Source organism: Sulfurimonas sp. (genome assembly GCF_014859695.1).
Classification (GTDB): domain Bacteria; phylum Campylobacterota; class Campylobacteria; order Campylobacterales; family Sulfurimonadaceae; genus Sulfurimonas.
Genome location: NZ_JACUTS010000009.1, coordinates 28,855 through 43,004 on the forward strand (window position 1 = coordinate 28,855; position 14,150 = coordinate 43,004).

Sequence of the window (14,150 nt, forward strand, 5' to 3'; positions counted from 1 at the left end):
GGTATTTTACCCGCTTTTAACAAATGATAGCCTAAAATTCCATAACTATTTACCAAAGGCTTTTTATGGTTGTTACTCGTTTTGCTCCAAGTCCTACGGGCTATTTACATATCGGCGGTTTAAGAACGGCTCTTTTTTCCTATCTTTGGGCGAGAAGACATAACGGGAAGTTTCTTCTTCGCATTGAAGATACCGATAAAGCAAGAAATTCACAGGAAGCGGCAGAGGCGATTGTAAATGCGTTTCATTGGCTTGGCTTGGAGCATGATGGCGAGATACTCTACCAATCTCAAAGAGATGAGATATACGCAAAATATATCAATCAGCTTTTAGAGGAGGGCAAAGCCTACAGATGCTACATGTCAAAAGATGAGCTCTCAGAGCTTAGAGAGACGCAGAGCGCAAACAAAGAACGCACAAAGTATGACGGCAAATATCGTGATTTTAAAGGTATTCCTCCCGAGGGAGTTGCGCCTGCAATCCGCATAAAAGCACCTCTTAACGGGGAGATTGTGGTTCGTGACGGCGTTAAGGGCGACATTGTTTTTAGAGCCGAAGATATTTTAGATGATTTTGTAATTGCAAGAGCCGACGGCTCGCCGACATACAACTTTGTCGTGGCGGTTGATGACCATCTTATGGGAGTTACCGAGGTTATCCGTGGAGACGACCATCTCTCAAACACGCCGAAACAGATTCTTATCTATGAAGCACTCGGATTTGACATGCCGAATTTTCACCATGTTCCGATGATTCACAATTCAGAGGGGAAAAAACTCTCCAAACGTGACGGCGCGACAGACGTTATGGTGTACAAAGAGATGGGATATACCCCAGAAGCACTTTTGAACTTTTTAGTACGTCTTGGATGGAGTCATGGGGATCAAGAGATTTTTTCTATGGATGAGATGAGAGAGCTTTTTGACCCTAAAAACATCAACAAGTCGGCATCTATCTACAACACCGAAAAACTTGACTGGCTAAACTCCCACTATATCAAAAACACTCCAAACAGCGATCTTGCAAAGCTTCTTGAGCAGTATGGTCTGCTGCTTGCCTCCCATGACAAAAAAGAGATCTTGCTAGATGCCATAAAAGAGCGCGCAAAGACTCTCAAAGAGATGGCATCCCTTGTGTATGAGATTATTAGTACTCCGACTTATTATGAGCAAACAGCCGTAGAAAAAGCGCTAAAGGGCAATGCGCTGGAGATTTTAAATGTTTTTGGCGCAAAAGTATCTGCCGCAAAAGAGCTTCATCTTCCAAGCGACTATCACCATCTTATGCAAGAGGTCGTTGATGAGATGGGGATAGGCTTTGGAAAAATCGGTCAGCCTTTGCGCGTGGCACTTTTGGGCAAAATGAGCGGTCCGGGACTTGATAGCGTTATGGCGATAATCGGCAGAGACGAGACGATGCTGCGTATCGCAAACGCTATTGCCAAGCACTCATAAAAAATGAAAAGAGTTTTAATCCTTCACGGCTGGGGCGGGAGCGATTTCCCGCACTGGCAGAGTTGGCTGGCATCTGAGATTGCAAAAGATTACGGTTGTGTCAGTTTTTTAAACTTTAGCAATGTTGACTTTCCAAACAAAAATGAGTGGTTAGTTGAGTTAACCAAAGAACTGGACGATTTTAAACCAGATATCGTAGTTTGTCACTCACTGGCAAATACACTCTGGTTTCATCTCTGCAATGAGTGCAAAATAGAGGAGATAGAAAACCTTTTTCTTGTTGCTCCTCCAAGTTTGGAGTGCGACATAGAGGAGCTTGAGAGCTTTTTTCCATGCAGTGTTCCTAAAAAACTTTATGCAAAAAAGCAGATGCTTATTACCTCGACGAACGACCCTTACATGTCGCAAGATGAAGCTATAGAACTTCAAAAGACACTCGGTATAGAGATGAAAGTTTTAGAAAATTCGGGGCATATAAATAGAGACAGCGGTTACGGCGAATGGCGCTGGATGCTAGAAGAGATAAAAAATATCTCACATTAATGGAATTACTTCCTATGGCGTTATAAATTAACACTAACAACAACATTCTGCCTCGAATGAGGCAAGCTTCAGTGCCATAGCGGCTAGCGTAGCCAAAGGAATTACTTCCTTTGGCGTTATAAATTAAATAAAAAAGAGAAGCATGATACAACTTATAAACATTTCAAAAAGTTTTGGCAAACAGGAGCTTTTTAGCAACCTCAGCTTTAAGCTCAACCCGGGCAACAAAATGGGTCTGGTCGGACGCAACGGAAGCGGAAAATCTACACTTTTTAAACTTATTTTAGGTGAAGACACTCCAGACACAGGGGAAGTAATCATCCCAAGAGGGTATAAAATAGGCGCGCTTAAGCAGTATCTAGAATTTAGCGAAAGCACTCTTAGAGAAGAGGCTGCTCTAGCGCTTGAAGAGGATATGAAGTATGATATCTACCGAGTAGAGAAGATTTTATTTGGTTTGGGTTTTACGCAAGAAGATTTAGAAAAAGACCCTCTCTCCTTCTCCGGCGGTTTTCAGATCCGTATCAACCTTGCAAAGCTTCTAGTAACCGAACCAAATCTGCTGCTTCTGGATGAGCCGACAAACTACCTCGACATCCTCTCTCTTAGATGGCTGAAAAATTTTCTAAAAGCTTTTGAGGGCGAAGTTATTTTAATCACTCACGACAGAGGTTTTATGGACGCCGTCACTACGCATACAATGGGGATTGTACGCAGAAATCTAAGGGTTATTGCCGGAGATACGCACAAATACTACGAGCAACTCCAAGCCAATGATGAGCTGCATGAGAAACAAAAGATAGCACAAGATAAAAAAGTGAAAGAGCTTGAGAATTTTATTGCCAAAAACAAGGCTCGTGCCTCAACCGCCGCTCTTGCGCAGTCAAAGGTAAAACAGCTTGAGAAGATGGATCTGCTTGAAGATTTAGGTTACGACTCATCTTTGGAATTTGATTTTAACTACAAAGATACGCCCGCAAAGGTTCTTCTTGATGTTAAAAACCTAAGTTTCGGATATACGCTTGAGAACATTCTTTTTAAAAATATCTCTTTCGTGCTTGAGAAGGGCGAGCGTCTTGGGATTATCGGAAAAAACGGTAAAGGTAAATCAACCCTCCTAAATACAATTGCAGGGGAGTTAAAGCCGCTTAGCGGTGAGGTTCATATGCACACAAGCACAGCATTTGCGCACTTCGGGCAGACAAATATCGCAAGACTGCATCCAAACAGTAGCGTCTTGGACGAGATTCACTCCGCCAACACGAAACTCTCCGCGCAAAATATTCGCTCTATTGCGGGTTCTATGATGTTTAGCGGAGATAGTGCAGATAAAAAAGTCTCTCTTCTCTCAGGCGGCGAAAAAAGCCGTGTCATGCTAGGACAAATTTTAGCTCGTGATGTAAACCTCCTCTTTTTGGATGAGCCTACAAACCACCTAGACATGGACTCCATAGAAGCACTGACGGTAGCAATCCAAAACTTCAAAGGCTCCGTAATCGTCGTAACCCACTCCGAAGAGTTGTTACGCCGTACATGTGACAGGCTTATCATATTTACAAAAAACGGTGCAGAGTATTTTGACGGAGGGTATGACCTGTTCTTAGAAAAAATGGGCTGGGAAGAGGAAGAGAATGAAGAGAAGGGCAAACAAAAGCCCAAAACAAACTTTAAAAACAGCAAAAAAGCAAAAGCCGACCTAATCAGAGACAAAAATAAACTAATCTCGCCGATGAGAAAAAAGATTGACAAACTTGAAGCCTCTATCATAAAGAGCGAAGAGACTTTAGCTTCTCATCAAAAAAAGCTTCTTGATGCTTCAAGCAAAGGAGATAGTTTTAAAATCATAGAGTTTTCAAAACTTGTCTCTTTGGAGCAAAAAGAGGTTGAGAAGATGTTTGAACTCTTAGAGATTTTACAAAATGAATTTGATGAGATTACAAACGACTATGATAAAAAAATAGCAGAAGTTGAGCAATTGCAATAGAAAGTTTTTTGATTTATGCAAACATATAAGATATATTTTAAACAAAAAGGTTAATGGCTTGACAAACTGCAATCATTCCTCAATGCCATTAAGGAATGGTTTTGTCTATAACAGAGCAACGGTTTTTCTTGTAGTTCTCTTTTCGGTTCTTGTTGGTGTAGCTATCTGGTTTACTGCTCAAAACTTTTACCAATCTCTTGCTTCTCACAGGTTTGAAGACACTGTACACGAGAACATAGATATGATTGAACAGCGTATGCAAAAGTATGAAAATGTCCTCCAAAGCGGAATAGGCTTTTTCCATGGAAGCGGACATGTAAAACGCGAAGAGTGGCATGACTTCATAAAAGCTATCGATATTAAGGAGAACTACCCAGGCATTCAAGGCATCGGTTTTTCAAAGATGATTAACCCCTCAGAGGTAGCGCAAATAGAAGAGAGTATGAGAAATAACGGATTTGAATCATTCTCCATTAAACCCGCAGGAGAGCGTAAGATATACAGCTCTATCTTATATCTTGAGCCGATGGACAAAAGAAACATGGCAGCAATCGGTTATGATATGTTTTCAGAACCGGTGCGCAGAGCTGCAATGCAAAGAGCAATAGAGAGCGCAGAGGCTTCTATCTCTGGAAAAGTCACTCTTATGCAAGAGATTGACGAAGATGTGCAGCTCGGTATTTTAATGTATCTGCCGCTATATGAAAAAGGCGTAAATATCCAGAGCGTTGAAGAGCGACGCAAAGCTATAATAGGATTTGTTTACAGCCCTTTTCGTATGAACGACCTTATGGAAAAAATCGTTTTAAAATCATCAATTTTAAACTTTGAAATATATGACGGTGAGGATATCTCCGAAGAACATCTGCTCTATAGGTCATTCAAACCAAACTCATACAGATCAAAATTCAATACCGAAAAAATCGTTGAGCTAAATAATGCAACATGGCACATACGCTTCTCAAGCACAAAGGAGTTTGACAACTCTGCAGATGTAATCTATCCTCTCTTGATGACAACTGCTGGATTAATAATCCAATTTTCGCTGCTTTTTATTATCTTAATGCTCTTTAAAAGCAGATATATGCTCAAAATCCAAGCCCAAGAGCTGACAAAGCTCTACCAAGCGGTTGAGCAGAGTCCAAGCAGCATCATAATTACAAATCTTGACGGAAAAATAGAGTATATAAACAGAGCTTTTACAGAAATTACAGGCTATACAAAGGATGAGGCTATCGGAAAAAATCCCAGCTTTTTACAATCCGGCAAAACAGGTGCCGATGCATATAACGATATGTGGAAGACTATAAAACTTGGGAAAACATGGCACGGGGAGTTTGTAAACAAAAACAAAAACGGCATAGAGTACATTGAGGGGGTAAAGGCGGCACCTATTTTTAAAGCCGATGGAACAATCTCTCACTATATGGCAATAAAAGAGGATATTACCGATAGAAAACGCTCTGAAAAGCGTATCCACTTTCTTGCTAACTTTGACTCGCTTACCGGGCTTCCAAACAGATATCAGCTTGAGGAGCGTCTCAACTACGCCTTAAGGATGGCAAAACGTAACAGCGAGAAGTTGAGCATTCTCTTTTTGGATCTTGATCTTTTCAAAGAGGTAAATGATACACTCGGACATGATGCCGGCGATGCTCTGCTAGTTGAACTTGCAAAAAGGTTTAATGCTGTTTTACGCGAAGTAGACACAGTTTCACGCGTTGGCGGCGATGAGTTTATATTTCTGCTGCCAAATACGCCCCCTTCCGGCGCTTCACATATAGCCGAAAAACTTCTTAAAGTAAGCGATACACCGTGTGAATTCAACAGAAGTGAAATGCATGTAACAGCCTCAATAGGCATTGCAATCTATCCTAAGGACGGGCTTGACCGGCAGACGCTATTTAAAAAAGCAGATACGGCGATGTATAAGGCAAAAGAGAACGGAAGAAACAAATACTGCTTCTTTAACAAAGAGAATTGAATTAAATCTCAATTCTCTTTATAAACTCTTTAATACTCTCTTTCTCTTTTTGGGTTATCAGAGTAAAAAAGCACCCTTTTGTATAGACTTTATCCATCATCTTTTGCGCATTTGTCAAGTTATCAACAAGGTAAATAAGCAAAAAAGAGTCTTCTCCCCAGCGAATCAGCATATCGTCCTGTCGTATAATGCTCTTAAAGTGCTTCACCAGCTCAGGCAGCTCAGAAGCCTCTTTTGCTTCACTCTTTATAAGTATGGCGCTGATTATTTTCTTATTGAAGGTAGCTGCATCTTGATAACTTTGCGCAATCTGCAAAAAGTAGTTTTTAGCGTAAGCGCCGCTTTGCTTGTCAATACTTGCATTATTTTCGATCATAATACGTTTAATGAGCGTCTGAGTAATATCCTCAAAAACTGCAATCACATACTCCTCTATATTCTGCACCTTTACTAAAAAAGCATGAGGCTCATATGTGGCTGTCATCATGCTGACAATCCTATCCATCTCAGGAAGCTCTGAAATAGCATCAACCCAACTGCTCCCTTTTGCAACTTTTTCCCCATGGAAATAGGATGGGTGCGGAACAAAATTATTTACAAACGGACCGAACTCCTCTTTGTAATCATCTAAAGATGAAACTGCAAAAAACTTTTTAAATGCTTTGTTTATAAGAACCGGAGTGCTCTCCTGAAAAACTACTATCAAATCTTTTTGCGAATCAATAATACTCTGAATAATCGCTAAACCTATCTCTTCTCTCATGTGTTGCTCACCTCTGTTTTTAAATTTTTATCTTTTTAATTCCACTCATCTATCTTGCCAAACAGTTCCACCTGCGTAAGATAGAGCCTTACATCAAACTCCACTTGATGGTAAGATGGCTGCATGTACTCACACAAAGAGTAAAACGCCCTGTTATGCTCTTTGGCTTTAAAGTGTGCAAGCTCATGCACGACTATCATCTGTAAAAATTCCAAAGGAACACTCTTAAAGATGGAAGATATACGAATCTCATTCTTGCTCTTTAGTTTTGCACCTTGAACTCTTGAGACAAAGTGGTGCGTGCCAAGAGCATTGTGAATAACATTTATCTTGGCGTCATAAATAACCTTACTTAGTGTCGGCGCATTTTTGATGTTGGCATTTTTAAGCTCGTTAACATAGGCAAAAAGTGCCTTGTCAGTTTTAATTGCGTGCGCACTTGGATACTTTTTTTTAAGGTGCTGCTCTAACTTCTCTTGCTTTATAAGCTCCAACACCTGCTTTTTTGTCGTCTGTGGGTAGTGGTTTATATATTTTAAAGAATCCAAACCGAAAATTTCTTCCCTTTGATTTTTCCATTTTTAAGCTTCTCGTGTGCTTCATCTACCTTGAGAGCTTCTATGGCAACATAACTCTGTCTATCGTAGATATCTATCTTTCCTATAGAAACACCGCTAAGTCCCGCTTCACCCGTAAGCGCACCGAGAATATCTCCCGCGCGTACTTTATCTTTTTTGCCGCCCTCGATGACAAGCGTTATGTTCTGCGGCTTCATCTCAAAGCCGTTTACTGCTTTTAAAGTGTCGGCAGATTCAAAAAGACGGCTCTCCTTTCTATACTCATCCGCCTTGTCCGATTCATAAGCACTAAAAAGGGTAAAAGCCAGCCCCTCTTCTCCAGCGCGAGCCGTTCTGCCTATGCGGTGCGTGTATATCTCTTCGCTATGGGGCAAGTCGTAATTCACAACCATTGAGAGCTCTTTGATGTCAAGTCCGCGTGCCGCGACATCTGTTGCCACTAACACCCTACAGCTTTTGTTAGCAAACTGCACTAATACGTCATTTCTCTCATACTGCTCCAAATCGCCGTGAATAGCCAGCGCGTCAATCCTGTTTTTCTGCAAAGTCTGGGCAATCTCCTGAACCTCCGCCTTTGTGTTAGCAAACACAATAACGTTATCGGGTTTGAAATTACTCAAAATATTTATAAGCACCTCTGTCTTCTGTGAGTTTTGCACCTCGTAAAATCGCTCCGTAATCTTGTTGGCAACTTCCGTAGAGGTAGTCTTTATATTTATGGCATCATTTTGGATTAATGCGCTGATATCCATAATCTCATCAGTATATGTAGCAGAGAAGAGAAGTGTCTGGCTCGATTTTGAAACAAACTCTAAAACCTCGTTTATCTCCTCGCTAAAACCCATATCGAGCATTCTGTCCGCTTCATCCAAAACCAACATATCAACATCTTCAAGAGAGAGTGTCTCTTTTTTGAGATGCTTTAAAATGCGCCCCGGAGTTCCAACGATGATGTGTGCGCCGTGACGAAGCGAGCCCAGCTGTGGACCAAAAGCAGTGCCGCCGCAAAGCGTCAGAATCTTTATATTGTGAGCGAATCTCGCAAGCATTCTAAGCTCACGTGCCACCTGATCTGCAAGCTCACGTGTCGGACAGAGCACCAGAGACTGGACTCTAAACTTTTTGACTTGAAGTTTGTGAAGCAGCCCGATACCAAAAGCGGCAGTCTTACCGCTTCCCGTCTTTGCCTGGGCGATTACGTCTCTGCCCTCAAGTATATAAGGCAGGCTCTGCTCCTGAATCGGCGTCATCTCCTTATAGCCTATCTCACCAAGGTTATGAAGCATCTCTTTGCTAAGAGGAAGGTTTGAGAAATCTTTTTTATCCATCTCTCTACCCATCTATCGAGGAGAGTGCGACTTCAAAAACCGCAACCTCTTTCATCGATTCTATTGTTATTTTTCCTATTGTGCCACTCTCAAGAGAGTGTTGCTTTTCAAATTCAATCATAGCTTTTTGGTTAAACTCCTCTATGTCTCTAACTAATGCATATATCTCGCCCAAAATACCGCTATCGCTTAACAGCGCATTTCGTACAACATCATACACGTTCATCTCATCTAAAATCTTCTCAATTTTCTCTTCAAAAAGAACATCGATTAAAGAGAGTACTCCCACAAAATATGCCTGATCTAACATACTTTTACCGGCATCTGGCACCGCCTCTTTGAGGATTCTCTCCATTAAGACGGTGCGGTTTTTTACCATCAACATAAGCGGAGATGTCTTTGGGTTTGGAATATTTGCCATTGAATAAATCAACATCATCAGCCACTTTGAGAGAGGTTCTCTTCCTACCAATGTCAAAATATGGTGAATTGATGAGATCTTGTTTTTAAAGTGAAATGCGCCTGAATTTATATACTTTAGGAGCAAAACAGTTATTGAGCTGTTTTTTTTGAACTCACTCACAATAACTTCAAAATCTGCATTGTTTGCAAGAAGAGAGTAGAGTTTTAAAATATTAAGTCTTGAGGGCTTGCACTGATCCTCTTCAAACATCTTTGCTTTTGAGAAGTAGTAGCCTTGAAAAAAGAGGCAACCCAGACTCTTTGCAAACTCATATCTAAGCTTGTCGGATACATTTCTCGCAACAACGCTCACACCCCTTTCTTTTACTCTGGCAACCATCTCTTTGCTATCTTCATTCACTAAAACGGTTCTGTTAAAGTCTATTTTGACAAATGAGACCTCATCTATTATCTTTGAGTATTTGCTCATTGACGCGGCGTTAGGCGCAAAGTCGTCAATCGCTAAAATATACCCTTTTTCATTCAAATCGCAAACTTTTTTTATAACCTCTTCCCTTAGCTCTATATCTGCGCTTAATGAGAAAATAAAGAACTCATGTGGAAGCGTATAGATTTTATTGCCAAGCAACAGGCTTTCATCTACTTTTATAAATGCTCTGCGCTTTCCTAAAACCGACTGGGTACCGATTTTGACTAAAGTATCAACAAGTGAACTCTCAAATATAAAACCACTCTCCGCATCCTGCGATTTTTGCGGAGTATAGAGCACTTCATAAAAATCAACCTTCGCCTCTCGACTAAGAATCGGCTGGTGTGCGAAGTATAAGTTTTGCATACAAAATCCTCACTTTTTACAAAAGTAGATTATATTATCTTTTTGCTACAATACCCTAATAATTAGGAGAATATGCATAATGTTTGAAGCCCTTTATGTAGCAGTAGGAGTACTCTTTGGCGCGCTTGGCGTCTGGATTGCTATTGTTAGCAGTTTAAAAAACAGCCTTCTTAAAGAGAGTGAAAAATCGGCGATTCTGCTAAACAAAAATGCTGTCTTAGAGGAGCGTATTGATGGCATAAATGAGAAAAACAGAGAGAAGTTTGAACTGCTAGAGCAAAGCAGAGAGCAGATGAGACTGGAGTTTAAAGAACTTGCTCAAAAAATTCTAGAAAACAACTCACAAAAATTCTCTTTGCAAAATCAAGAAAATATCTCCAAGATGATAGACCCCATGAGAGAGCAGTTCAGAGAGTTTAAAAAGCAGATTGATGATGTCTACATCAAAGAGGCAAAAGACCGCTCCATGCTTCAAGCCGAGATAAGAAGCATCAAAGAGATAAACCATCAGATGAGCAAAGATGCCAAAAACCTCACAAAAGCACTCAAAGGCGAGAGCAAAAAACAGGGAGTTTGGGGCGAGATGGTCCTAGAGAGCGTGCTTGAACACTCCGGTCTAAGGCTTGGAAAAGAGTATGAGAGAGAGGTCGCTTTAGCACATGAGAGCGACGGCAGCCGTTACCGCCCCGATGTCGTGGTGCATCTTCCTGATAGCAGGGATATAATCATAGATGCCAAAACCTCTCTGGTTGCCTACGAACGCTATTCGTCGGCTGAGGATGAGGAGCAAAAAGAGCAATTTGTTATGGCGCATGTGCTTTCCATGAAAAAGCATATCAAAGAGCTGAGCGAGAAGGATTACACAAATCTAAAGGGCATAAAAACACTCGATTTTATCTTTATGTTCGTGCCTATTGAGAGTGCGCTGCTTATGGCGATGGAGTATGACGGCTCGCTATTTGACCATGCTTTTAAAAGAAATGTTATCTTAGTAGGTCCTACGACGCTTATGGTCTCCCTGCGCGCAGTAGAGAACAGCTGGAAATATGAGAGACAGCAGAGAAATGCACAAGAGATAGCAAAACGTGCGGGGCTTCTTTTTGACAAATTTGCTGGGTTTATTGAGAGTGTCGAGAAACTCGGAAATCAGATAACTACCGTTCAAAAAACCTACGATGAGACCTTTGCAAAACTCCACTCAGGAAGCGGGAGCATAACAAGCCAGTTTCAGAAGCTTCAAAAACTCGGAGCGGCAAATAGCAAAAATCTGCCCGAACATATAGCTGGCAAGATTGAAGATTAAAAGTTATAATTCACTTTAAAAATGAAAAAGGAGAAGAATATGAAAGAAGAGGAAATTTTAGGCGATACTGTTGAATTTTTGGATGAGGAGCTCAAAAAAGCCCTTGGGTCAATTCAAGATATCGCTGCAAAAGTGTATGAGGGGAAGCTTGACGCATATGAAGGATTTTTAGAGACTGAGAAATACAACGAAAGGGTTGTAGAACTTGGAAACAAGCTCAAAGAAAAAGGCGTAGATGTGACGCAAGTTGCCGAGTATAAAGAATTTTAACTCTTTTTACTCACTCTGTATATAAAACTGAATACCTCTGCAACAGCTCTATAAAGAGCTTCTGGAACCTCTTTGTCAAGCTCCACTTTTGAGAGCAGCTCGATGAGATCCTCATCTTTTTTGATGGGGAGATTGTGAAGTTCGGCTATTTTTATAATATTTTCGGCACTCTTTCCTTGCCCCTTGGCAAATACGCGCGGCGCTTTCTCTTTTGTTGCGTCGTACCTTAGAGCGGCTGCTTTTTTCATATTTTTACCTCAAACCCCATGTCAATTTCTCGCGGCGCTGTCTCGTATGGTGAGCTTTTTTTTGGGGTATCAAAAATACGTATCTCTCTTGGCGTAATTTGTGATTCAATCAAAGCAGAACGCAAAGAAGCGATACTCTCTTTTACAATCTCTTTAAACTCAGAATTATCCGAATAGATGTGAATATTTATCTGATTCTCCTCATAAAGTGCAAGTTTAAGTTTGAGCTCTCCATACTCTTTTAGCTTCAGATCAATATCGCAGTAAAATACGCTGTTTTTATCTTTTTTAATGTTAATATTTCCCTCTTCAAGGCTATCCCATGAGAAGGGAAGATAGAGTGACGATGAGTTTGAGAGGTGGGAGAGCAGTTGAAAGTAGTCTATCTGCAGCAGCAGTTTATCTACATGCTTTAAAATCTCTGTTTGATTTGGATGCGGTGATTTTGCTATCTCCTCGCCCGCTTTTAGCAAAACCGACTTTAAATCTTGTGACAAAATCTCTTTAATATTATTCTCGGTTGCCAATGTTTGGGGTGTTGTAAGTTGAGTCAGTTTTGAAACAAGAGCTGCGCTCTCTTTTGAAAAAAGAGGGTCAACCTTTTCAGCCGCACCTTTTAAAACATCAACCACGGTGCGGATTTCCTGAGGTATTTTTTTCTCCAGCAAAGTATCGAGTGCAGCTTTTGGCGTCATATTTTCAGCCGTAACCACCTTTAGCGACTCTACAATCTTTATAAGCGCATCAAAGAGACCCTTGACCTCTGGCTTTGTGCTTTGCGTCATCTGCGCATTTAGCTGCTGCAGAGCTTCTTGCAACAAAATAGGTTTGAAATTGTCTGCACTAAGCATCTTTTGAGAGACCAAATGCTCTACTTTTGAGAGCTGTTTCTCAAAGCCTTTGGTTGTTATGATGTCTGCACTCTTTAACTGCTCTGAGAGTTTTGAAACAATATTCTCTACCCCTTTTGCCAACTGCACTAAGGCGCTCTTACTATCTTTTGGGGTCTGTAAAAGGGCGCTGTTTGTCGCCTCTTTTAGCGTCGGTGAGGCAAGCAGCTCTTTTATGTTTTGAGCAAGCAGTTTCGCACCTGACATCTCGCTTTTTAGCATATTTTTTTCAAGTGATACCAATATATTTTTGAGCTCTACTTGAGGGTTTTGCACATTTTTGAGTCTGGATTCTAAAAAAACACCCGAATTTTCAAGCTTCTGTTTTAAAACAGGCTCGCTAAGCTCTTTGATATCTAGGAGAAACTTTTTAAGAGTTGTCTCAATCGGCAGAGAATTTTTTTCACTCTTCAGCGTACCAAGAAGCTCTTTTACCGTGCTTGTAATATTGCCTAAATCTTTTAGCGTGGGATTGTTCTTTGCGAGATTTAAGAGAGTCTTGTCGGAGTCTGAACTTACGCCGCTCTCTTTGAGCAGAGAGTTCATAACGGATTTCAAATCCTTATCTTTTAAGATTGTCTCCATCTCTTTTGGTGTTGCACCTTTTAGAAGAGTCGCTAACGCTCTGTTAGTGTTTGGAAGAATGATGCTGAGCTCTTTATTTAGCGATGTGTTGATCATGGCTAAAGTATATCATTTATCGAGTAAAAACAAAAAGCTTGATACTCTTCCCTCATAAAACACTTCTTTGTTATGCGGAAGATATGAAAAATCTCTTGTATTCGTTAGTATATCTTCTTTACTCTACCGACTTCTCGACTCATTAGACGAACTTTAATCCCATGAGGATGTAAAGGCGATTTTGTCAAAATATCGCGGACTATTCCATCGGTAAGTTTTCCACTCGCCTGATCCTCTTTGAGGACTATTGCTACGCTCATTCCGCTTCTTATATCTGCTCTTTTTATTTGGTTCATCTATTTATCCTTGCATTAAATCTTCAGAAATTTCGATTTTTAAAGTGTAACATCTCTTGTTATTTTTTTGAAAAATTGGTCTCCCCACGAGGAATCGAACCTCGAGCTATCCCTTAGGAGGGGACTGCTTTATCCAATTAAGCGATGAGGAGGGATAAGAAAGAGTGAAATTTTAGCATTAAAAACTCTCAATAGGTAAATGCGATGCGTTTTTTATACTATATAACTGATGTTACGCACTAAAACGAACTCGTCCGTTCTAGTGGCAGGGACAAATATCCCTACAACCCCCTTATAATGGAGTATGCCATTGGTTAGCATACCTAAAAGCTACGAAAAGGGTACTTTTCGAGAAAATTAGAGGTATTTACGAACTTTTTTACAAAAGTGCGTAAGGTCAGATACTAATTCAAGTATAATTCCAAAAAACAACCAAAGGCTTCTTTATGGCAAAATACCCTTCACTCCTAGAACAGTTTCGCTCTTTTTGTTTTCAAAACAAGCCACAGGATTTAGAGCGCTCAATAGAGTACTTCTCGGTATTTGGCGGGATGAGCTGGGGCGTTGAGA

The 14,150-nt window shown here is 40.7% G+C and carries 13 protein-coding genes and 1 tRNA gene; 6 read left to right on the forward strand and 8 right to left on the reverse strand.

Annotation, left to right across the window (positions count from 1 at the left end; genetic code table 11):
• Positions 1 to 65: 65 nt before the first annotated feature.
• The 4 genes from gltX to IBX42_RS03380 all read left to right on the forward strand — a co-directional run bounded on the left by gltX (position 66) and on the right by IBX42_RS03380 (position 5,965).
• Entirely contained in the window at positions 66 to 1,454 is a 1,389-nt protein-coding gene (gene gltX / locus IBX42_RS03365; protein WP_294928798.1) for a glutamate--tRNA ligase, read from the forward strand.
• 3 nt (positions 1,455 to 1,457) lie between these two features.
• Positions 1,458 to 1,997: an alpha/beta hydrolase gene (locus tag IBX42_RS03370; RefSeq protein ID WP_294928801.1), complete on the forward strand. Its 540-nt coding sequence runs from the start codon at positions 1,458 to 1,460 to the stop codon at positions 1,995 to 1,997.
• 142 nt (positions 1,998 to 2,139) lie between these two features.
• Complete coding sequence (locus IBX42_RS03375) at positions 2,140 to 3,981, forward strand: ATP-binding cassette domain-containing protein (RefSeq protein WP_294928803.1); 1,842 nt, start codon at positions 2,140 to 2,142, stop codon at positions 3,979 to 3,981.
• Positions 3,982 to 4,039: 58 nt separating this feature from the next.
• Positions 4,040 to 5,965: a CHASE domain-containing protein gene (locus IBX42_RS03380; protein WP_294928806.1), complete on the forward strand. Its 1,926-nt coding sequence runs from the start codon at positions 4,040 to 4,042 to the stop codon at positions 5,963 to 5,965.
• 1 nt (position 5,966) lies between these two features.
• On the opposite strand, the gene IBX42_RS03385 is transcribed toward IBX42_RS03380, so the two are convergent.
• Genes IBX42_RS03385 through IBX42_RS03400 form a run of 4 tightly spaced genes read right to left on the reverse strand, consistent with a single transcriptional unit; the run spans position 5,967 to position 9,892 of the window.
• Entirely contained in the window at positions 5,967 to 6,728 is a 762-nt protein-coding gene (locus IBX42_RS03385) for a hypothetical protein (protein ID WP_294928810.1), read from the reverse strand.
• A gap of 35 nt (positions 6,729 to 6,763) precedes the next feature.
• A complete protein-coding gene (locus IBX42_RS03390) occupies positions 6,764 to 7,276 on the reverse strand; it encodes a YgjP-like metallopeptidase domain-containing protein (protein ID WP_294928813.1) in 513 nt (170 codons plus the stop codon).
• Entirely contained in the window at positions 7,264 to 8,634 is a 1,371-nt protein-coding gene (gene dbpA / locus IBX42_RS03395; protein ID WP_294928816.1) for an ATP-dependent RNA helicase DbpA, read from the reverse strand. The genes IBX42_RS03390 and dbpA overlap by 13 nt, the downstream gene beginning before the upstream one ends.
• A 4-nt stretch (positions 8,635 to 8,638) precedes the next feature.
• Entirely contained in the window at positions 8,639 to 9,892 is a 1,254-nt protein-coding gene (locus IBX42_RS03400) for an EAL domain-containing protein (protein ID WP_294928819.1), read from the reverse strand.
• A gap of 79 nt (positions 9,893 to 9,971) precedes the next feature.
• Here IBX42_RS03400 and IBX42_RS03405 point away from each other — a divergent pair, with 79 nt between their 5' ends.
• On the forward strand, positions 9,972 to 11,195 hold the full coding sequence (locus tag IBX42_RS03405) for a DNA recombination protein RmuC (protein WP_294928822.1): 1,224 nt from the start codon (positions 9,972 to 9,974) through the stop codon (positions 11,193 to 11,195).
• A gap of 39 nt (positions 11,196 to 11,234) precedes the next feature.
• Positions 11,235 to 11,465, forward strand: coding sequence for a hypothetical protein (locus IBX42_RS03410; protein WP_294928826.1), 231 nt, complete (start codon positions 11,235 to 11,237; stop codon positions 11,463 to 11,465).
• On the opposite strand, the gene IBX42_RS03415 is transcribed toward IBX42_RS03410, so the two are convergent.
• From IBX42_RS03415 to IBX42_RS03430, 4 genes are all read right to left on the reverse strand, one after another.
• Positions 11,462 to 11,713: an EscU/YscU/HrcU family type III secretion system export apparatus switch protein gene (locus IBX42_RS03415; protein ID WP_294928828.1), complete on the reverse strand. Its 252-nt coding sequence runs from the start codon at positions 11,711 to 11,713 to the stop codon at positions 11,462 to 11,464. The two genes, IBX42_RS03410 and IBX42_RS03415, sit on opposite strands and share 4 nt — an antisense overlap.
• On the reverse strand, positions 11,710 to 13,284 hold the full coding sequence (locus tag IBX42_RS03420; protein WP_294928830.1) for a flagellar hook-length control protein FliK: 1,575 nt from the start codon (positions 13,282 to 13,284) through the stop codon (positions 11,710 to 11,712). Before IBX42_RS03420 ends, IBX42_RS03415 begins: the two co-directional genes overlap by 4 nt.
• A 104-nt stretch (positions 13,285 to 13,388) precedes the next feature.
• Positions 13,389 to 13,580: a YwbE family protein gene (locus tag IBX42_RS03425; protein ID WP_294928832.1), complete on the reverse strand. Its 192-nt coding sequence runs from the start codon at positions 13,578 to 13,580 to the stop codon at positions 13,389 to 13,391.
• 76 nt (positions 13,581 to 13,656) lie between these two features.
• Positions 13,657 to 13,732 (reverse strand) — tRNA-Arg (locus IBX42_RS03430).
• Between the last annotated feature and the right edge of the window lie 418 nt (positions 13,733 to 14,150).

Excerpts from the sequence above, each read along its gene's own strand:
- IBX42_RS03425 (WP_294928832.1), bottom strand. The coding sequence starts at position 13,580 with ATGAACCAAATAAAAAGAGCAGATATAAGAAGCGGAATGAGCGTAGCA.
- IBX42_RS03370 (WP_294928801.1), top strand. The coding sequence starts at position 1,458 with ATGAAAAGAGTTTTAATCCTTCACGGCTGGGGCGGGAGCGATTTCCCG.
- IBX42_RS03420 (WP_294928830.1), bottom strand. The coding sequence starts at position 13,284 with ATGATCAACACATCGCTAAATAAAGAGCTCAGCATCATTCTTCCAAAC.
- gltX (WP_294928798.1), top strand. The coding sequence starts at position 66 with ATGGTTGTTACTCGTTTTGCTCCAAGTCCTACGGGCTATTTACATATC.
- IBX42_RS03400 (WP_294928819.1), bottom strand. The coding sequence starts at position 9,892 with ATGCAAAACTTATACTTCGCACACCAGCCGATTCTTAGTCGAGAGGCG.
- dbpA (WP_294928816.1), bottom strand. The coding sequence starts at position 8,634 with ATGGATAAAAAAGATTTCTCAAACCTTCCTCTTAGCAAAGAGATGCTT.
- IBX42_RS03385 (WP_294928810.1), bottom strand. The coding sequence starts at position 6,728 with ATGAGAGAAGAGATAGGTTTAGCGATTATTCAGAGTATTATTGATTCG.
- IBX42_RS03415 (WP_294928828.1), bottom strand. The coding sequence starts at position 11,713 with ATGAAAAAAGCAGCCGCTCTAAGGTACGACGCAACAAAAGAGAAAGCG.
- IBX42_RS03410 (WP_294928826.1), top strand. The coding sequence starts at position 11,235 with ATGAAAGAAGAGGAAATTTTAGGCGATACTGTTGAATTTTTGGATGAG.
- IBX42_RS03375 (WP_294928803.1), top strand. The coding sequence starts at position 2,140 with ATGATACAACTTATAAACATTTCAAAAAGTTTTGGCAAACAGGAGCTT.
- IBX42_RS03405 (WP_294928822.1), top strand. The coding sequence starts at position 9,972 with ATGTTTGAAGCCCTTTATGTAGCAGTAGGAGTACTCTTTGGCGCGCTT.